Raw genomic sequence first — 17,285 nt, forward strand, 5'->3', positions numbered from 1 at the left:
GCTTCGCAACGGCTTGTATCTTGCGACAAACCAATCAAAAAAGCCTATCACACTTCATAAAGTGCGATAGGCTTGCTATACGAATTTATCTTTTCACTCGTTCCAACTCGATTTTATTAGCCTTTCCTAAATAGTACTCAACTTGTTTCAATACATTTTCTTTTTTCTCATAGGCACCGATTTGCTTTCCATCAACAATGACACGAATCAAATCGTTCGAATCCGACTTTTTCGTTAAATGAAAAGCTTTCTCTAACCCATTCACATGTCCTCTTGCGATCTTTTGAAGAAACGCAGGGTCTTTCAACTTTTCCGCATCTTCTTTTCGATCGACAAATCCGTTTTCCGTAAGTATCGCTGGCATGACCGTTTCTCTTAGCACGTAAAAGTCTGCTTTCTTTTTCCCGCGATCATGGAATCCTGTCGCCCGTATCACTTCTTCGTGAATCATGTCGCGAATCCGTGCTGTTGTTGAGTGATCCGAAAGTCCTTCATAAATGTAATCCTCATACCCCGTTCCTCCGCCAGCATTCACATGAATCGATACGTAAACATCGGCGCCCCAGCGGTTCGCTTTAGCCGCCCGCTCGCTTAACGGCACGGCTATATCGCTTGTTCGACTTAATTGCACAGATACGCTTTCATATTCGTTTTGCAATATACGCCGCATCTCCAATGCAATGGACAACGTAATATCTTTCTCTTGCAGTCCGTTTCCAAGTGCGCCTGTATCTTTTCCGCCATGTCCCGGATCAATAAAAATTTTCAGCATATGCTCCCCCCTATCAATTCCATGACAGAACCTCACTATTAGAATAAGCACAACGATGAAAATCGCAACGCATCATCGTCTATGATAGAAAAATAAGGCACAACGGAACTAACATTGAAATGGATGAGGAAAGCGTTTGTCCCTTGATCGCTATAATTTTCCTTTATGATGGCGAATGCGATACAATGCGTTTGCGGCCAATGCAGCAGGCCAATTCAATATGTTTCCTTGCATATGGAAGTGTAATTGTTCTTCTTCAAACGACATGTTTTCATACATTTGTTCTTGCGAAAGCTTCGATTTTCTTGCCCGTTCTTTTATTCCCGATATATACAAATATTGAATTGGAACCATCACAATAAAATAGAACAATACAACGATGCCAAAAAACAACCACGCCGATGTCATCCTCATTCCCCCCTTTGTTATATTTACGAACCATATTTCCAAAAGTTTCATTTTTATTGTAATGGTGAACCATGATTCTATAAATGCATGGCAGTGCCATCAAAGTGGAAAGCATCCTGGGACAAGGTACAACATTATCGTAAAGCTTCCTTATTAACAACTTCCAATTCCCTTATGATATAATCAAAATCAAGAATGAAGAAAAGGGGAGGCATGTTCATGAGCCGAGCACAGCAATTCGTGCAACACTTTTTATCCCATCGCAATGTCACGGTGGAGTTAATTAATAAAATCGAGGAAAAGCATTATGACTACAAACCGACACCAACGTCGATGTCGGCAAAAGATTTAGCCACTCATATTCTTTTTAGCTTTTATAAATTCGCCAACACCGCAAAACAAGGGGATCCAGCGTTATTTACACAAAAAATCGAGGAAGCGGAGACCAATTTGCAAAAGCTTGCTGAAACATATACAGAAAAAACGAAGCAATTGCTCGAATCCCTTACCGATGAAGATTTCGAGCGCGTTTTAGATCTCACAAACGTATTTGGCGCAAAAATCCCAACAGCGCAATTTTTGCAAATGGCGATGGACCACGAAATCCATCATAAGGGCCAGCTTTTCGTATACGTCCGCGAAATGGGGCATACCGACTTGCCATTGTTTGTCAAACGAGGATAATGAAAAAAACAACCAGGCGTCTCTCTCCAAAGACCGTCTGGTTGTTTTTTCATACGCTTACCTATTCGATTTTGCAACTGCCATCAGCACATTGACCACCTGCTTCCATCGCCAGCGGCTGCAATGGAGAGTTTGCGTTTTCCTCTTCCCATACTTTTTCAAGCGCCTGCATAAACACTTCGGTCGGCTGTGCGCCGGAAATCGCGTATTTGCGGTTCAGCACAAAGAATGGCACACCGCGGACGCCGAAACGAGCCGCTTCCGCTTCGTCTTTTCTCACCTCATCAGTATAGCGGTCGCTTTCAAGAACTTGTTTTACTTTATCGCGATCCAGCCCAGCTTCGCCTGCCAACTCGATAAGCACGTCATGGTCGCTAATTAGTTTCGAATCGGTAAAATACGCTTGAAACAGCCGCTCTACCATTTCCCGAAGTTTTCCTTGTTCTTCGGCATATTTGGCAAGACGGTGGGCGTCAAACGTATTCGTCGGTTTCATCGTGTCAAAGCGGAACGTCAGCCCGACGGACTCTGCCTGTCTGCCAATATCGGCATTGACCCTTTTCGCCTCTTCAACTGAAATACCATATTTTTGCGCAATGATTTCGTGAATCGTCATATCATAATGTTTTTTCGCATTAGGATCCAACTCAAAGCTGCGAAACACCACTTCGACTTCGTCTTTATGCGGAAACTGCTCAAGCGCTTTTTCCAACCGGCGTTTCCCAATATAGCAAAATGGGCAGACAAAATCAGACCAAACTTCTATTTTCATCGTATATGCACCTCGGTTTAAGCTCTCCGTTGCATAAACAACAAGAAAGCAAAATTTCATGTTTCCACTTTATTGTAGCGAATCGCCATGCCGGCATCAAATAAATGAACTCGGCATGCGTAAAGGAAATGCCGCTCACAACTATTTTGTAATGCGAAACTTCTTATTGAGCGACCATGTCATAGCTAATACAAGCAAGCCGACAAGGATGCGAACCATTCCTCCCGCTTCAATGCGGTAACCAAATTCAGGGACAATCCTTTCCGCTAGGACAAATATACCGATGACAAGGCAAAAAGCAATCAAGACAACCAAAAACTCCTTGACCTTGCTGCTAAAGGTGCTCGAAACATCACGGAAAACGAATTTTCTAACCGAGTGCATGACAAGAGCAACCACTAACAAAATAACAGCAAAGTCAATAACAAAAAGAACAAACACTTTTCCGAGATACACGGTATCATCCACATCTGTAAACAGCTCTGCTGCTAGTTCCACCGCACCTGTCGCCAAGGCAATGAGAGCGAATAAGCGGATCGCTAAATAGCCAATAAAAGCATATATATTTCTCTTTTTTTCCTTTGGCAGCTGACGAATCAACTCATCACAATACGCTTTCGGATCTTTGCCGAATACATCTTCCGCACTTTTGCCATGCTTCTGTGCCTCCAATAAATGATCTAGCAATTCCATCAACAATTCTTCGCTTTGCTGTTCCGATAGCAACAAATGGGAACGGATATAAACGAGCATATCTTCATAGTAGTTTCGATTATGTTCATTTAACTGTTTCCGCTTCTCATTGTTAAGTTTGACCAAATCTTTCGCGTTCATGTTACCTCTCCCCCTCGTAAAATCGCCTCTACCGGCGTCCGAATACTCTCCCACTCGGTGATGAAGTCTTGCAGCGCTTTCTCCCCTTTTTCTGTCAGATGATAATATTTCCTCTTCGGACCTGAAGGGGAGTCACGCATTTCTCCCTTAATCAACCCCGCTTTTTGCAGGCGAAGCAAAAGCGGATAAATGGAACCTTCGCTTACGTCATTGAGGCCAAATTGCTGCAGCTTTACTGACAATTCATAGCCGTACACGGATTCTTGTTTAATAATGGCCAAAATGCATCCTTCCAGCACCCCTTTTAACAACTGGCTTCTTAGCGACATGTTTTCCAGCTCCTTATATACCTTGTAATGCAAGATAGTCAGCAAAAGAAAATGTATCTTGCAATGCAAGATACCTACATGTTTATTATATATCCACTTCCATCTGAATTTCAACCAAAATATTCCTTACATTTCAGTGTTGATTTTAGACCGCAGACAAAAATAGATCTTGTTCAACGAAACCCCCGTTAGCCAACTATGCCACATTTCATGGCACCACAGATGATGGAAGTTAATTCATTCTTCCAATTGAACATAGTATCCTCTAATCATTCTAGTTTTAATTTTTAAAAGGGCTTATTTAAAAAAATGAATGTCTGTTTGGATTTTTTTGCTGACGTTCTAATGATCGGACAAGCACATATTTTTGCAGGCCTCTTGCGGAAGAAATAGCGAGATGGCCAAGCTGTTCCGCCTCTTTTTTGTCTCCTTGGCGAAAAGCCTTTTCTGCCTCCAATACATAACGGAGCACTCGATTTGCCACGTTGTTCTTTGCCTGTGCAAACTGCTCCTCTTTCCCTTGCATGAGGGCGACGAGCGCCTGGTTATAATAACGGACGGTATCATTCTTGATTTCATTCGCTATGTCAGCGGCTTCTTCCAGCTGATTTTTCTCTATTTGAATATTCGCCAGCGCCGATTTTCGCGCTTCTTCATACTTTCCCGTCAGTTGTTCGGCATATCGCTCCGCCTTCTCAAGATCCCCGTTTGCCAGCGCCAGCATCAAAGCGTAATAAGGCTGCTTCTTTCGCTTCTTGAGATATGCTTCGACGAACTGGATATTCTTTGTCCAAAAAAGAACATACGCATGATGACCAACAATGACAACGACCAGCGCAATTACGATTCCGACGGCGGCCCAATCCGGGATCTGCACTCCCGTCATCCCGAGCATCCATCCTATTGCGGCTCCTACTATGCACCAAATAATAATTGTTCTCATTTCCAAACTCCTTTGCTATGTTTTCAACATTTATAAAAAACAACCTTATGGAGCGTCCAAATCCATTAGGGGTTAATGAGGAAACAACTCTGTAAAAAAAATTAACTCCATTTTTATATCCTTTTATTACGATTTAATACTTGGAAATAAGTTATTATAGCTATTACAGTACACAAAGATCCACTCACTAACCAAATATAAAAAAAGATTTTTCCACCTATTGAAGTAGAATCAATAAAAAAATAACTAAGTAGGAGTAAGCCTCCTCCTAAAATTAATAGAAAATAAGCAAATCTTTTATGCTGCAGTTTTAAGAAATAGTACCCAATAAGAATTAATAAGTATAAACTGCTTATTGCCATGATACTTGGAAAAATAGGACGGAATTTAGCCGCGTATACAAAGTAGTCAAGTTGTGAAATATGGCTTTCACTATGTACTTGACCGTATAGCATTTGGGAAAATGGTGTTGAATGCTTCCATTCCCAAGGATTATCTAATATTGCACTACCTTCATACCAAGCAGCTAGAGTAGAAAATAAAAGTAAAATAGTGACTAATCCAAATTGAATAATAATCCTCAAAGCAATAATCCCTCCCCCTAAAACGTAATCTTATAATTTCTTCTATGTCTTGGACTGTTGCTTTACGAATTTCAAATTGCAAATTCATTATAAACCCTCCCTTCATTCATTATGTACACATAAAAAACTTCTCTAAAGACAATTCTCCCTACAAACTTGATATCCTTCTTCAAGAAAACTGCCTATTTACAGATGCTTTTTTTATGCTCACGAGAACATCCGCTGGAAGCCCACTGCTTTAGCTGTGGGAGGAAGGCGGGGTTTATATTTTCAGTATATATTGAATTTTTCGTTCAGTATAAGTACACTGGATTTAGAAAGGTAGGTGAATCAAGAATGCTCTGCACTCTCAAGATTAAATTAATGCCAACTCTTGAACAGTTTCATGCGCTGCTGGAAACAATGAAACGGTTTAACCAAGCATGCAACTATATTAGCGAGATTGCTTTTCGCTCCAGAACCTTTTCCAAAACGAAAATCCAGCGGCTTTGCTACTATGACGTCAGGGAAAAATTTGGCCTCTCTGCCCAAATGACCGTTCGTGCCATCGGCAAAGTGTCGGAAAGCTATCGTTTGGATAAAAAAACCTTGCATAACTTTAAAGAAACCGGTGCCATCGTGTATGATGAAAGAATCCTGTCCTTTAAAGGGTTAGAGTATGCTTCCATCCTTACCTTGCAAGGAAGAATGGAAATCCCTATGGTCATTAGCCGCTACCATCAAGGTTTGCTGTGCGGCAACCGTGTTCGGGGTCAAGCCGATTTAGTCCTTCAAAACGGTATTTTTTATTTACTGCTCGTGGTGGACGTTCCCGAAGGCCAGCCCAATTCCGAAAACGGATTTATCGGTGTGGACCTTGGCATCATTAATATCGCTGTCGATAGCACCGGTGAGGTATTTTCCGGCTCGAAGGTCAACGGGCTGCGCCGCCGCCATGCGAAACTTCGCGCCAAACTCCAAAAGAAAGGCACCAAGTCAGCGAAACGCCTGCTTAAAAAGCGTTCCAAGAAGGAAAAACTATTTGCCCGTGATGTGAACCACTGCATTAGCAAGAAGATTGTTGAAAAGGCAAAGGCACTCGGATGCGGCATTGCCCTTGAAGATTTAAAGGGCATCCGCCAACGCACCGAGAAAACGGTTAAAAAGCAACAGCGTCGTCAACACTCTTCTTGGTCTTTTTATCAGTTGAGAAAGTTTATTGAGTATAAAGCGGCGATCGCTGGCGTGCCGGTGGTATTGGTTCATCCAAAAAATACTTCCCGCACCTGTCCGGTTTGCGGACATGTGGCCAAAGAAAACAGACCGTCAAGGGATCAGTTTTGTTGTCGAGCTTGTGGGTACGCTGCCCCTGCCGACAACGTGGCTGCGGAAAACATCCGCAGGGCTGCTGTCAACCAGCCGAACGCGGCAGCCAATTAGGCTAGTTGCAAGCCCACGGCTTTAGCCGTTGGGTAGTTGACAATCATTTTCTCCTTTCCCTGCTTGATAGGATGGTTCTATTATAGAACATACGTTCACTTTTAGGAATCAAAAATTCCCGATTCATCTCCCCCCTTCCCTTTATTTTGAGGAGGGAGACTCCTCGGGAAAAATGTTAAACTACCTGCAGAGCCTGCCATACATCCGCTTTCAGGTCCTCGATGTGTTCGATGCCGACCGAGAATCTCACGAAATTGGACGGAATCCCAGCTGTCTTCATCTGCTCCTCGGTCATTACTCCTTCCCACATCGCCGCTGTATGTACCACAAGGGAATCGATCCCTCCCAGACTCACCGCATTAGGTGGTAGTTTCAATGCGGAAACGAACCGCTGAGTTTCTTCATAACCCCCTTTAATGGCAAAGGCAATAACCGCTCCGAACCCTTTCATCTGCCGTTTTGCCAATTCGTGTTGCGGATGGCTAGGAAGGCCAGGATAATACACACGCTCTACTTGCGGCTGCTCCTCCAAAAACTTTGCCAATGCTAAGGCGTTGGCATTAATGCGTTCCATCCGTATCGGAAGCGTGCGCAGACCGCGCAATAATAGCCATGCATCCATTGGCGAGAGGACGGAGCCGATGGAAATATGCGTATGCCAAATACGCTCGGCTAACTCCTCGCTGGTGCAGATGACACCAGCTGTCAAATCATGGTGTCCACCCAAATATTTTGTCGCGCTATGAATAACGATATCAACGCCTAGATCGTGAGGACGCTGATTGATCGGAGACGCGAAGGTGTTATCAGCTACGACGATAATTCCATGCGGGCGCGCCAACTCCACCACAGCAGCTAAATCGGTCAACACCAAAGTCGGATTAGCTGGCGTTTCTACCATGATAAGCTTTGTGTTAGGCCGTATCGCTTCCGCAAAGGCGTTGATGTCCGCTTGTTCGACCAGAGTCACTTCCACACCAAATCGCGGTAACATTTCATCCATGATCTTGGCGGTGCTCATATAATGCCGTGTCTGTGCAATCACATGATCTCCTGCGCTGACCAAAGCCAAAATGGTCGTAGCAATTGCCCCCATCCCGGAGCCAGTTACCATTGCAGTTTCTGTACCTTCCAGTTCAGCCATAATCTTCGTTACACGCTCATGCACTGGATTGCCGTAACGCGTGTAATACCGAGGATGACGGGGTGTTCCCGCCATTTCCGCAAATTCACTGGAATTATGCGCGCGAAACGTAGCTGAGTAATAAATTGCCGGAGCTATCGTCCCATCATTAGTTACCCAGTCATCGCCATGCACGACCAATGTTTCGGTTCGGAGTCCTTCAAGGTTCATCTCTTTACGATTTTCACGTTTGTTCATCTATTCTCTCTCCTTTACTTTTCTAGATAAGCGGCGCCGGTCTATTATTGGGCCTATATGGATCTACTTCAAAATTAACATAACCTTCATTTATTTCAGAATTTAATAGATATTATATAATTTTTCTTAAAAAAAAGTAAACCCATCGTTATAGATGGATTAAGTCAAGAGGGCGTGTGATATTCTCCCTTTCTCCTTTTTGTTTGCCATTGTGTTTTATTGCCTGTATCACCATCTACTTAAGCAAAAACTTATTTTGCGGTATAAGCAGCGAAAGCAGAGCAATCCCCTGCTTTTGTTCACATTATTTTCTTGTTTTGTATGAAATATCACTGCGTTATATAAGAATAAATGGTGTATGATAAGGTAGAAAGCGCAACTTGCCTCAACAGAGAGGAGGATTCTCATGACATCACTTTATAAAATTCTTGTTTTTATACATATTTTTTCAGCGATATTAGGTATGGGACCGGGTTTTATTTTAATGCATGTCGTAAAACCCGCGAAAACAATGACGCAACTTAAATATGCTTACGCAATTAGACGGCAGCTGCATACCTTCACTATGATCGGAGGCACACTTTTACTTATTACAGGTTTGTTAATGGGATTTTTAAATAGAAGCTTATTTCAGATGGGCTGGTATGTGACAAGCCTTGTTCTCTTCTTAATTGCACTCGCGATGGGACCGCTTGTATTAGCGCCTAAATCAAGACCAATAAAACATTTGTTAGAAACTTATAAGGGAGAAGACATACCAGAGGAATATACGCGTTTATCCAATCAGCTTTTTCGTTATGAGCGCATAGAAAACGGTATTTTTTTAATCATTATTGCACTTATGATTCTAAAACCATTTTGAGCATGTGGTGATATGCAGAAAAATTCATAAATAGCCTTTTTCCTTCATCCGTCTATTTAGCAAAACCCGAACTCTCAAATTACCAGTCTGAACAAAAGCGGGGCATTGCCCTGCTTTTGTTCACATCATTTTTTGTTTTGATCCGCAAAGACTGCCATGGCATCGCGCATAAATTTTGCCAGGCCTTCTCCAAATTGGTCGATGTTTTTAGTGAAGCGTGCATCGTCCACGTACATTTGCCCTAATCCTTTGAACGCTTCGAGCGAGTAATTGCCAAAGTTATTGTTCAAAAAGTCATACCATTCTTTAATTGCCGCTTGCGCCTCTTCTGATTCAGGCGAGCCGTGGCGAAGGGCTGCAAGTTTTTGATAGATCGAATTCATTGTTTGAACCATAGCTTTTTGTTCTTCTTTAGACATGCTCCCGATTTTAGCGTTTGCTTTATCGACCGCTTCATCTCCCCAACGTTCACGTGCTTCTTGTTCATATGGATTATGACGAAAATCAAAACCTTCAAATTTCTCTTTGTTTGTCATTTGAATTTCTCCTTTCATGTGCTGAATGGTCTTATCAATTGTCGCAATCATTTTATCGAGCCGCCTGCGTTTCTCCAGCAGCATTTTCCGCTGCAGCACCAACGCCTCATATCGGTCAAACGAAGGATTATTGATAATTTCTTTGATCTTTTTTAAAGGGAAGCCAAGCTCTTTAAAAAATAAAATTTGTTGCAATTTCTCAAGATCAGCATCTGTATAAAGGCGGTAACCAGCTTCGGTTGTCTTCTCTGGGGTTAATAGCCCGATTTCATCATAATAATGCAGTGTGCGCACACTAATGCCAACTAAATCCGCCACTTCTTTCACTCTCATTGCCATCGTTTTGGCCCCCCTTCACCATTCACTATAAAGTATCACGCAACGTGAGAGTCAACATGAGTTTTGAAAAATAAACGTATAAAATATGCATAACACCGTTCAGAGATCCGAACGGTGTAAAAAACAGCAATTTCTTCTGTTTATGTGGCTTTCTAAACAAAGCCATATGGCCTTATTTTTTTCCAACTAAAATATCTAGATCGATGGTTATTTCGGTTAAATTCATATTTAACAATGCCTCTAAATGCACTTCATTTTTTATCCATTCACTAATCATCTTGTATAACGGTTCAAAAAATCCATTTTCAGCAATAATCTTACGTGATTCAAATAATTCCTTATCGTACTTCGTTGCGAGAGAACGAGTCATCAAATTTACATATCCCTGCTTAGCGATATCAAAAGTATGGTTGTTAGAGCAAACCAAACTTTTCAAGTCCACGGTTCCCATAGGGGACGAACAAATAGGACATTGAAAAATCCCTTCAAATTTATTCATAAGTTTTGCGCTTATTACTTTTCTGTTCATTTGGACAAAGACACCTCAGATGATGTATAAAATTTTGTGTAAAGCATTTTACTAGACCAAAAGAAAAAAGGTAGGGTATTCTCTGATTTGGACCAACACATTCCAGAGAAAGGAGAACCTTACCTCATACCCGTCAAGTTTAGCGGTATAAAATTTTTAAGACGATACTCGTGTTCATCCCCGCAGTGAATGATGGGGATCACATCCATTATTGGGCATACCAAATACCCCTCCAGAAGAGGGGTATTTGGTATTTATATCCATATCTAATTCTACCATATCTCTAATTTCGTTAAGATATCTGATGCCGTTTCTTCCCCTTTCCTTCGACCTTTCTTGGCATGTTTTCGTAACAGGGAAAGGAGAGAGAAAAGGTTGATTTCCGCCATATGCGAACGCAAAAGCAACTGGTGCAATACGATTGGAGAAGATCGAGCGCTTTCCGTTCACTGATTTCAATGTCTTCCTTTTGATGCCAATACATCCGAGCTTGAAACAGAAACGTCTGGGTGACCAAAATGGCAATCAACGTCCCGTATAAATGGCATTCGAAATGTTCTTTTTTCATCTCCTTGACTTTCTCCAAATCAAATACGGATTTCCAGGCTTTAAACAACAATTCAATTTGCCAGCGCAGGGAATAGAGCTCATAAACCTGTTGACCATCAAACGACTCTTGTGGTAAATTCGTCAGTAAGATGTGGTATTTCTTTTGTTCGAGGGTTTGGCGTGCCAGCGCCTTCCCTTTTCTTTTTTCCTTTTTCCGCACATACGCCATCCGTTTTTGCCATTCTTCCGCCGTCAGACGGCGGAAAACCAACCGTGGAACATACAAGCGTTCATGTCCGATGTATACATGTTCCATTTCCACTGATTCCCCTTCCTCTAATTGATTCCCAAGGGATTCCCAATCCCATTCCTTCCACTGGCCATTCTCCTTGATATACACTTTCATATCGGAACGGAGCCGAGTAATATAATACGCTCCGCGGGCGTCGATCTCGGCCAGTGCGGCAACGGAGAAAAAGCCCAAATCCCGAATACATAGGTCATTCGGTAAAATCGTATGCTGGGCATGATAGGCAAAACGAGCGTCCGAGTCATTGGCCGATTGAACGCATAGCTGAAGGCAGGCGCCGGATAACAAGTCATATTCAAACTGAATTTTCACCCCCGACGAAACGGAACCTCGATAGTCTTCCCCATAGTCAGCGGGAACCAAAAAGCTGGTTGAGTCCAAAATCCGCAGGCGGGTAAAACAAGTTCGATAGGTCTCCATGGCTGACAAAAGCAATGGACGTTGATGCAGGAGGAGAAGGAAAAACACTTCTCGCAAAAATGCCACGGCCCGATCGGTAAAACGCTGATTCAAGCCTTCGCTTGAAAGGGAACAGCCATGCCAGAGCGTCAAGGCCGCACACAACCGCTGAAGCGACTGTTTGGCCAGTGAGCCATCTCCCCATGCACAGAGAGTCAGAAAGGCTTCCGCCGTTAACGAACGCTGCCGCCGGATAAAGCCTGTTTTCCGTGCGAGACGGGTTAATTCTTCGGGAGAAAAGAGTTGACGAATGGTTTGAATCCATGCTTTCATTTGTTTTTCCATGAAAAAAATCCTTTCTAACGTGGAGTGTTCGTTAGAAAGGATACCATGTTTTTGACGATGCACAAAGACCAAAATTCTTAACTTGATGGGTATGGAGTTTCTCACCCTTTTTTTCATGAATAATGATTGTTTGGATTTTGAAGTGTAATCAAACAAATATTAGGTAATCTTTTAGCTAGTTGCTCTAAAATCTTCGTCAATTAACATAAGGCTTAGTTCTTTAGGATTTTTAATTCCCGTACTAATTTCAATTTCTTCTGACTGATTTATCAAATATACATAAGGTGTACTATTCACTTTATATGTATTAAAGAGATATGCAGCTTTGATATATATTATTGATTCATCGATGTTTTCTAAAACAAGCTGATCATTATTACTTTCATCGTTGTTTATTAATATAATTTTAAAGTTAGCTCGATTGCTAATGTTAGATAACTCTTTCACGACTCTCTTACATGTTGGACAAGCACTACTAATAAATAATAACAGGGCTTTTTGTTGTTTCAATATTTCTTTTAAAATCACTTTTTTGCCTTGATAATCTAAAGCACGAAAAGCTGGAGCTTTGTCTCCATTTTGTAAACTTCCAAACTGGATCCCTCTTACAGTTCTAATCTCGGATAAAAAAGTTCTCACAAGTTTAATAATAGAGTAAATTATATATGATTGAATAAGTAAAAGTGTCATTACTAAAAAAAGTAGAGTATTTGAAAGCATAACTATCATCCTTTCTAAATTCTAGTGAATATATTTAAAAACAAATCGCATAATCTCGCTTATTTTTTTGAGTTCCTTTAAAACTTGAACATATATTAAAAATACACTTACGATAATGAAAGATAATAAAGTTTGAACGGTAAAATAATTGATGGAGTATTCAGATTTAAATAAAACGTAACTATTCAGCCACATCATAAAGTGAGCTGAATATTTTCTTCTTTCCTTGTCTATGATGTGAATATTGATAGACAAGGAGGTGAATCGCATGTTGACGGTACAACAAGCTGTATTTACAGTTGAGAGCTTAATCGGCAAAGTTCAACAACAAAAACAGCTCATTCATCAACTCATTCAAGAAAATGAACATTTGCGTCACGAAAACAAACAGCTACGCAAAGAAAATGAACAACTGAAGTACCGTGTTCAAGAGCTGGAAGCACGCACGAAAAAAAACAGCTCCAATAGCCATTTGCCCCCATCTTCTGACCGTTTTGAGAAAAAGCGTTCCTCCCGCGAGCCGTCTGGCAAAAAGCCTGGTGGGCAAGAGGGACATGAGGGGAAGACGCTCCGTCAAGTGGAACATCCACATCATCGTGTCGTCCACCGTGTGCATACGTGTCAAGGATGTGGAGCTTCTTTGCGTGAAGTCAAACCGTTCAAAGTCGATATCCGTCAAGTGTTTGATGTCCCTCCTGTGGCGATCGAGGTGACACAACATGAACGTGAAGTGAAATCGTGTCCACATTGTCGATGCGTGCAACAAGCCGAATTCCCATCCCATGTCACGAATCATGTGCAATACGGTCCACGGCTCACGGCGCTCGTTGTTTATTTACATCATATCCAATTGATCCCGTACAAGCGTTTAAGTGATACAATCGAAGCGTTATATCAACACTCGATTAGTACAGGAACCCTTGCCAATATGGTGAAACGAGGACGCGAAGCGCTGGAATCAAATATGGACATCATCGAAGACGCCTTACTTGAATCCAACATCCTGCATGTCGATGAAACGAGTTTGCGCATCAATGGGAAACTCGCATGGGTGCATGTCGCGTGTACATCGAGATATACATACTTGGCTCCTCACGCTTCTCGTGGAAAAAAAGCGACCGATGATATCGGGATTCTTCCCCGATATGAAGGGACGATGATGCACGATGCGTTCGGTACGTATCCGAAATACACACATGCCACCCATGCCCTTTGTCATGCCCACCATTTGCGTGAGTTAAAAGGATTCATCGAACAGGGGCATACGTGGGCGATGCGCATGACCACGTTTCTGTTAGCCGCCAAGCAAGCCGTCGAAGCCCATCACGGTGCACTTTCCGAAGAAGAAGCGAGACGGTGGGAACGAGTGTATGATCGCATCCTAGAAAGAGCACAACACCGATTAGAAACGATGACGCCTCTTCCGAAAAAAGCACTCGCTTTTGTTCGACGCCTTCAAAAACGAAAGGAAGAAGCGCTGCGTTTCTTACGTGAAGTACATGTTCCCTTTGATAACAACCAAGCCGAACGCGATCTTCGCATGGTCAAAGTCAAAGAGAACATTTCGGGTACGTTTCGCGAAGAAACATTCGCGCAGTCGTTTTGCATCGCAAGAAGCATCGTTTCCACACTGACGAAACACGAAAAAAACGTGTGGGATTCGTTATGTCTTCTGTTGGCAGGCGAAACGATCGATCGAGTTCTTTCCGCTACCTAGGGCATTTTCTATGACCGAAATGCCCTATTTGTGCTGGGCTTTTTTATACACTAGCACTGGGGTGAATAGTTACAAAATAAATAAGCTGGCGAATACGCCAGCTTATTTATTTTAGCTTAATTTCTTAATTTCGGAACATTCCAGCATCAGCTTGTTCAAATTGCAATCTGTATGACGAAGACGAATAATTTTTTTTGGACAAAGCTCCGAAAACAGGGGGAACAATAATAGTGATAAACAGTGCGATCATAAAAATGGCAAATGAAAAAGGATTTATCCGTTTTCCAACTTCATCCTCGTATTTTTTCACAAAACTTTTTATTTGAGCATTCTTTGTGACTGATGCAGAATCGATAAGTTTCTGCTCATCTAGATCATAATAGTATATCTGTTTTGCATCAAAATAAAAAATGCTGTCTCTAACTTCTTTTCCTTCTGCCAATACCACCTTAATGTTTTTGGTTTGTTTTGTATTTCCTTCAGTGACTTCGGCAGAAGTTGTTATACTGTCGAGTATTTTAGCAGAATTATCCTTATAATAGGTAAGAGTTTTTTTGAACTCTTCGTTAATTGCCCCTGTAATATCTTGGTTGTTTTTTGCCAATGCTGTGAAAGGAGCAATCCATAGCAGCGATAAAATTAAAAAGAAAATGAATTTTTTCATCTTATCACCTCTTTTGAATATTTTTTATAAATTATACCACATTTTTCATCTGGATAAACTCCTTATATGTAAAATTTTTGTTGGAGTTTTAATTCTTTCCTTCCCAATGCATTGTTTTATCAACTGTATAGTCCATCACTTTGAAGCTGATTGAAATTTTACGCTTTATTATTTGTTTGCGCCTCTAATATCGTTAGGAATGTAACAACATTAGCAAATTGGGATCAGGAGCAACCCTTGCGAATGTGAGAAGTTACTTAATGGTATCTTTCAACAGAAAGCTTCCTCCACCCACAAAAATGGGATATTGAAATTTTGAGGTGACAATCTTTTTAAAATAAAATATTTGACGACTTATTTCTTTAAAACATCAAGTCTTAAAGTATATTTTGTAATGAAAGTTAAAATATGTTATTATATTGGGTGAATAATATTTACTATTGTACAGAGTGATTATTGCAATCTTTATAAGTTGTGTAAAATTTTTAACAAAAGTAAATATTATATAGAATACCCAAAAAGTGTGGATTAAAAAATTGAAGTTATAAACAGTACGTTTGAAAAAACAAACTAACCACACTTAATAAAATTTCGGAAGACGATGAATTCTAATGAAGTTAGAAACTTACTTTATCAATATTATCAAGGAGAGCGGGGGGAGGAACTTCGATGAATTTTCAAGATGATTTTTGGAAACGGAAAATCGAAAAATCGATGGATCACATCCAAGTTCCAGAAAGCATTTTTACCTTTGCCAAAGAACTTCCTTTCCAAATGGAAAAGCAACAAAATCCGAAACTCAATTTCCCATCGTTTTTACCTCGAAAGTTAAATACCAAAAAATGACAAACGCAAATGAAATATAGTTTCGAAAAAAGGCAGTTCCTTTATTTGCTATGTGCAAACAAAGGAACTGCTTTTTGTTTAAATGCGCATGTTATGAATATCGATTTACAAAGTTAAAAATTAATTGGGAAAGAATATCTTGTATCTTCAGGTGAGGGAATTTCTGTTGACATACTTTAACGAACTGATTGTACAGATCATCGGAAATTCGAAAATTTTTTGTTGAAATTTTTGAGGATGTGTCGAAAATACGTTTATCGATAAAGAAATCCTCTCTATTTTCGTATTGTTCAATTATCGACTTTAGTGTATGAAAGTGATCTTTGATATATGTGAGTTCGTCATTATCAGTGTTGATCGAATTAGGAGAAATTTGGCTTTCGTCCCTTATAAATTTGTAGTATTGATTTTCACGCTTGATATAGACGTAATCATCTTCCTGCATCAATTTCGTAAAAGTAGAGTAGTTTATATTGAAGTAATCTGCAACTTTTTGTAAATCAAAACCTTCCTTTTTGAGTAGTTCGTTGACGATTTTTACACGTTCTTTGCTACTCATTGCTAATAAGTTGTCTTTGTTCATGTATACGCCTCCTTTCTTTTTGTGTTGCTATATTATAGATTTTTATTTTATGTTTATAACTCTATTAATGTTATATAATCAATTTATTTTTTGGTAAAAAATAATTGACAGATATCTTACTCAAGAGTTATAATAAAATTTTTATTTACTTATAAAATCAGGTGTGGTATATTTGTGGTATACTAACTTGGAAGGAGACTTTACAATCAATGAAACAAAATAAAAATGAAAGTAAGGGAATATATGCATTTGCAAACAAAATTTATGAACTTCGAAATGAGAAACAGATGGACTACTTTGAATTGTCACGAATTACAGGCATTAATGATGTGGAATATTTATCGAAGTTAGAAAGTGCCAGCATAATAAATCCATCTGCTGGTAAAATAATCAGAATTGGACAGGCGTTAGAAGCAGATATTTTCGAGTTATTAAGTTTGGCAAAAAACCGTGAAGAAAATGAAGGAATTCAATTAAGAATCGAAGTAGATAATAGAACGATTTCCTTCATACTCAACAGGACGGTATGCAAGCAGTCATTGAATTTATAGTTAGGGTTCCAGAGAAAGTTGAAAGTGCTGAAAGTTTGGCAAAACTCCTTTGGCTATATTCGCAAGGGGAAGTAGTTTAATCAAGAATATTCGCAATAGAAAATATATATAGAATGGATTGTATTGACAGCAGAGACTTATGTTAATATAGGATTACTCATAATTAAATAGATGGATTTAATTTTTTAATCGATTGGAAAAGTATGTAG

20 protein-coding genes are annotated in these 17,285 nt (G+C 40.3%); 6 read left to right on the forward strand and 14 right to left on the reverse strand.

The genetic code is table 11. From position 1 onward, the window contains the following. Positions 1-85 precede the first annotated feature (85 nt). A complete protein-coding gene (locus FNL97_RS16700) occupies positions 86-772 on the reverse strand; it encodes an N-acetylmuramoyl-L-alanine amidase family protein (RefSeq protein ID WP_143416218.1) in 687 nt (228 codons plus the stop codon). A 150-nt stretch (positions 773-922) separates the two neighbouring features. Further along, entirely contained in the window at positions 923-1,180 is a 258-nt protein-coding gene (locus tag FNL97_RS16705; protein WP_143416219.1) for a DUF3949 domain-containing protein, read from the reverse strand. Positions 1,181-1,399: 219 nt separating this feature from the next. On the opposite strand from FNL97_RS16705, the gene FNL97_RS16710 reads away from it, so the two are divergent. Continuing rightward, on the forward strand, positions 1,400-1,864 hold the full coding sequence (locus tag FNL97_RS16710; RefSeq protein ID WP_062679282.1) for a DinB family protein: 465 nt from the start codon (positions 1,400-1,402) through the stop codon (positions 1,862-1,864). Between the two features lie 61 nt (positions 1,865-1,925). On the opposite strand, the gene FNL97_RS16715 is transcribed toward FNL97_RS16710, so the two are convergent. The 5 genes from FNL97_RS16715 to FNL97_RS16735 form a co-directional block, all read right to left on the reverse strand. Continuing rightward, complete coding sequence (locus tag FNL97_RS16715) at positions 1,926-2,636, reverse strand: DsbA family oxidoreductase (protein ID WP_012748935.1); 711 nt, start codon at positions 2,634-2,636, stop codon at positions 1,926-1,928. Positions 2,637-2,777: 141 nt separating this feature from the next. Further along, complete coding sequence (locus FNL97_RS16720) at positions 2,778-3,470, reverse strand: DUF1129 family protein (RefSeq protein ID WP_143416220.1); 693 nt, start codon at positions 3,468-3,470, stop codon at positions 2,778-2,780. Further along, a complete protein-coding gene (locus FNL97_RS16725) occupies positions 3,467-3,799 on the reverse strand; it encodes a PadR family transcriptional regulator (protein WP_012748933.1) in 333 nt (110 codons plus the stop codon). The genes FNL97_RS16720 and FNL97_RS16725 overlap by 4 nt, the downstream gene beginning before the upstream one ends. A gap of 301 nt (positions 3,800-4,100) precedes the next feature. Continuing rightward, on the reverse strand, positions 4,101-4,742 hold the full coding sequence (locus FNL97_RS16730; protein ID WP_143416221.1) for a tetratricopeptide repeat protein: 642 nt from the start codon (positions 4,740-4,742) through the stop codon (positions 4,101-4,103). Positions 4,743-4,855: 113 nt separating this feature from the next. After that, a complete protein-coding gene (locus tag FNL97_RS16735; protein WP_089096722.1) occupies positions 4,856-5,326 on the reverse strand; it encodes a YjdJ family protein in 471 nt (156 codons plus the stop codon). A 336-nt stretch (positions 5,327-5,662) separates the two neighbouring features. Between FNL97_RS16735 and FNL97_RS16740 the strand changes: the two genes are divergently transcribed. Next, a complete protein-coding gene (locus tag FNL97_RS16740; RefSeq protein ID WP_015863580.1) occupies positions 5,663-6,745 on the forward strand; it encodes an RNA-guided endonuclease InsQ/TnpB family protein in 1,083 nt (360 codons plus the stop codon). Positions 6,746-6,920: 175 nt separating this feature from the next. Here FNL97_RS16740 and FNL97_RS16745 read toward each other — a convergent pair whose 3' ends face one another. Beyond that, on the reverse strand, positions 6,921-8,126 hold the full coding sequence (locus FNL97_RS16745; protein ID WP_062679287.1) for a trans-sulfuration enzyme family protein: 1,206 nt from the start codon (positions 8,124-8,126) through the stop codon (positions 6,921-6,923). Positions 8,127-8,532: 406 nt separating this feature from the next. Here FNL97_RS16745 and FNL97_RS16750 point away from each other — a divergent pair, with 406 nt between their 5' ends. Further along, positions 8,533-8,988, forward strand: coding sequence for a DUF2269 family protein (locus FNL97_RS16750; protein WP_062756457.1), 456 nt, complete (start codon positions 8,533-8,535; stop codon positions 8,986-8,988). 125 nt (positions 8,989-9,113) lie between these two features. Here FNL97_RS16750 and FNL97_RS16755 read toward each other — a convergent pair whose 3' ends face one another. The 4 genes from FNL97_RS16755 to FNL97_RS16770 all read right to left on the reverse strand — a co-directional run bounded on the left by FNL97_RS16755 (position 9,114) and on the right by FNL97_RS16770 (position 12,715). Next, a complete protein-coding gene (locus tag FNL97_RS16755) occupies positions 9,114-9,863 on the reverse strand; it encodes a MerR family transcriptional regulator (protein ID WP_143416222.1) in 750 nt (249 codons plus the stop codon). A 172-nt stretch (positions 9,864-10,035) separates the two neighbouring features. Then, the gene (locus tag FNL97_RS16760) at positions 10,036-10,392 is read right to left on the reverse strand and encodes a putative RNA methyltransferase (protein ID WP_286173415.1); all 357 of its coding nucleotides are present in this window, start codon (positions 10,390-10,392) and stop codon (positions 10,036-10,038) included. A 292-nt stretch (positions 10,393-10,684) separates the two neighbouring features. Then, positions 10,685-11,995, reverse strand: a complete 1,311-nt coding sequence (locus FNL97_RS16765) for an IS4 family transposase (RefSeq protein WP_286173416.1) — start codon at positions 11,993-11,995, stop codon at positions 10,685-10,687. A gap of 171 nt (positions 11,996-12,166) precedes the next feature. Further along, entirely contained in the window at positions 12,167-12,715 is a 549-nt protein-coding gene (locus FNL97_RS16770) for a TlpA family protein disulfide reductase (RefSeq protein ID WP_172713587.1), read from the reverse strand. 268 nt (positions 12,716-12,983) lie between these two features. On the opposite strand from FNL97_RS16770, the gene FNL97_RS16775 reads away from it, so the two are divergent. After that, positions 12,984-14,432, forward strand: a complete 1,449-nt coding sequence (locus FNL97_RS16775; protein ID WP_062898466.1) for an IS66-like element ISBst12 family transposase — start codon at positions 12,984-12,986, stop codon at positions 14,430-14,432. A 124-nt stretch (positions 14,433-14,556) separates the two neighbouring features. Here FNL97_RS16775 and FNL97_RS16780 read toward each other — a convergent pair whose 3' ends face one another. Continuing rightward, complete coding sequence (locus FNL97_RS16780; protein ID WP_143416224.1) at positions 14,557-15,096, reverse strand: hypothetical protein; 540 nt, start codon at positions 15,094-15,096, stop codon at positions 14,557-14,559. A 669-nt stretch (positions 15,097-15,765) separates the two neighbouring features. Between FNL97_RS16780 and FNL97_RS18095 the strand changes: the two genes are divergently transcribed. Next, positions 15,766-15,942: a hypothetical protein gene (locus tag FNL97_RS18095; RefSeq protein WP_172713588.1), complete on the forward strand. Its 177-nt coding sequence runs from the start codon at positions 15,766-15,768 to the stop codon at positions 15,940-15,942. Between the two features lie 91 nt (positions 15,943-16,033). On the opposite strand, the gene FNL97_RS16785 is transcribed toward FNL97_RS18095, so the two are convergent. Continuing rightward, positions 16,034-16,525 carry a hypothetical protein gene (locus FNL97_RS16785; protein WP_143416225.1) on the reverse strand — a complete coding sequence of 164 codons (492 nt, stop codon included), beginning with the start codon at positions 16,523-16,525 and terminating at the stop codon, positions 16,034-16,036. A gap of 209 nt (positions 16,526-16,734) precedes the next feature. On the opposite strand from FNL97_RS16785, the gene FNL97_RS16790 reads away from it, so the two are divergent. After that, on the forward strand, positions 16,735-17,076 hold the full coding sequence (locus FNL97_RS16790) for a helix-turn-helix domain-containing protein (RefSeq protein ID WP_143416226.1): 342 nt from the start codon (positions 16,735-16,737) through the stop codon (positions 17,074-17,076). The last annotated feature ends 209 nt before the right edge of the window (positions 17,077-17,285 follow it).

The sequence above is a fragment of the Geobacillus sp. E263 genome (assembly GCF_007197795.1).
GTDB classification, from domain to species: domain Bacteria; phylum Bacillota; class Bacilli; order Bacillales; family Anoxybacillaceae; genus Parageobacillus_B; species Parageobacillus_B toebii.

Excerpts from the sequence above, each read along its gene's own strand:
- FNL97_RS16700 (WP_143416218.1), bottom strand. The coding sequence starts at position 772 with ATGCTGAAAATTTTTATTGATCCGGGACATGGCGGAAAAGATACAGGC.
- FNL97_RS16750 (WP_062756457.1), top strand. The coding sequence starts at position 8,533 with ATGACATCACTTTATAAAATTCTTGTTTTTATACATATTTTTTCAGCG.
- FNL97_RS16730 (WP_143416221.1), bottom strand. The coding sequence starts at position 4,742 with ATGAGAACAATTATTATTTGGTGCATAGTAGGAGCCGCAATAGGATGG.
- FNL97_RS16770 (WP_172713587.1), bottom strand. The coding sequence starts at position 12,715 with ATGCTTTCAAATACTCTACTTTTTTTAGTAATGACACTTTTACTTATT.
- FNL97_RS16740 (WP_015863580.1), top strand. The coding sequence starts at position 5,663 with ATGCTCTGCACTCTCAAGATTAAATTAATGCCAACTCTTGAACAGTTT.
- FNL97_RS16790 (WP_143416226.1), top strand. The coding sequence starts at position 16,735 with ATGAAACAAAATAAAAATGAAAGTAAGGGAATATATGCATTTGCAAAC.
- FNL97_RS16775 (WP_062898466.1), top strand. The coding sequence starts at position 12,984 with ATGTTGACGGTACAACAAGCTGTATTTACAGTTGAGAGCTTAATCGGC.
- FNL97_RS16760 (WP_286173415.1), bottom strand. The coding sequence starts at position 10,392 with ATGAACAGAAAAGTAATAAGCGCAAAACTTATGAATAAATTTGAAGGG.
- FNL97_RS16720 (WP_143416220.1), bottom strand. The coding sequence starts at position 3,470 with ATGAACGCGAAAGATTTGGTCAAACTTAACAATGAGAAGCGGAAACAG.
- FNL97_RS16710 (WP_062679282.1), top strand. The coding sequence starts at position 1,400 with ATGAGCCGAGCACAGCAATTCGTGCAACACTTTTTATCCCATCGCAAT.
- FNL97_RS16715 (WP_012748935.1), bottom strand. The coding sequence starts at position 2,636 with ATGAAAATAGAAGTTTGGTCTGATTTTGTCTGCCCATTTTGCTATATT.
- FNL97_RS16765 (WP_286173416.1), bottom strand. The coding sequence starts at position 11,995 with ATGGAAAAACAAATGAAAGCATGGATTCAAACCATTCGTCAACTCTTT.
- FNL97_RS18095 (WP_172713588.1), top strand. The coding sequence starts at position 15,766 with ATGAATTTTCAAGATGATTTTTGGAAACGGAAAATCGAAAAATCGATG.
- FNL97_RS16785 (WP_143416225.1), bottom strand. The coding sequence starts at position 16,525 with ATGAACAAAGACAACTTATTAGCAATGAGTAGCAAAGAACGTGTAAAA.
- FNL97_RS16725 (WP_012748933.1), bottom strand. The coding sequence starts at position 3,799 with ATGTCGCTAAGAAGCCAGTTGTTAAAAGGGGTGCTGGAAGGATGCATT.
- FNL97_RS16780 (WP_143416224.1), bottom strand. The coding sequence starts at position 15,096 with ATGAAAAAATTCATTTTCTTTTTAATTTTATCGCTGCTATGGATTGCT.
- FNL97_RS16745 (WP_062679287.1), bottom strand. The coding sequence starts at position 8,126 with ATGAACAAACGTGAAAATCGTAAAGAGATGAACCTTGAAGGACTCCGA.
- FNL97_RS16755 (WP_143416222.1), bottom strand. The coding sequence starts at position 9,863 with ATGGCAATGAGAGTGAAAGAAGTGGCGGATTTAGTTGGCATTAGTGTG.
- FNL97_RS16705 (WP_143416219.1), bottom strand. The coding sequence starts at position 1,180 with ATGACATCGGCGTGGTTGTTTTTTGGCATCGTTGTATTGTTCTATTTT.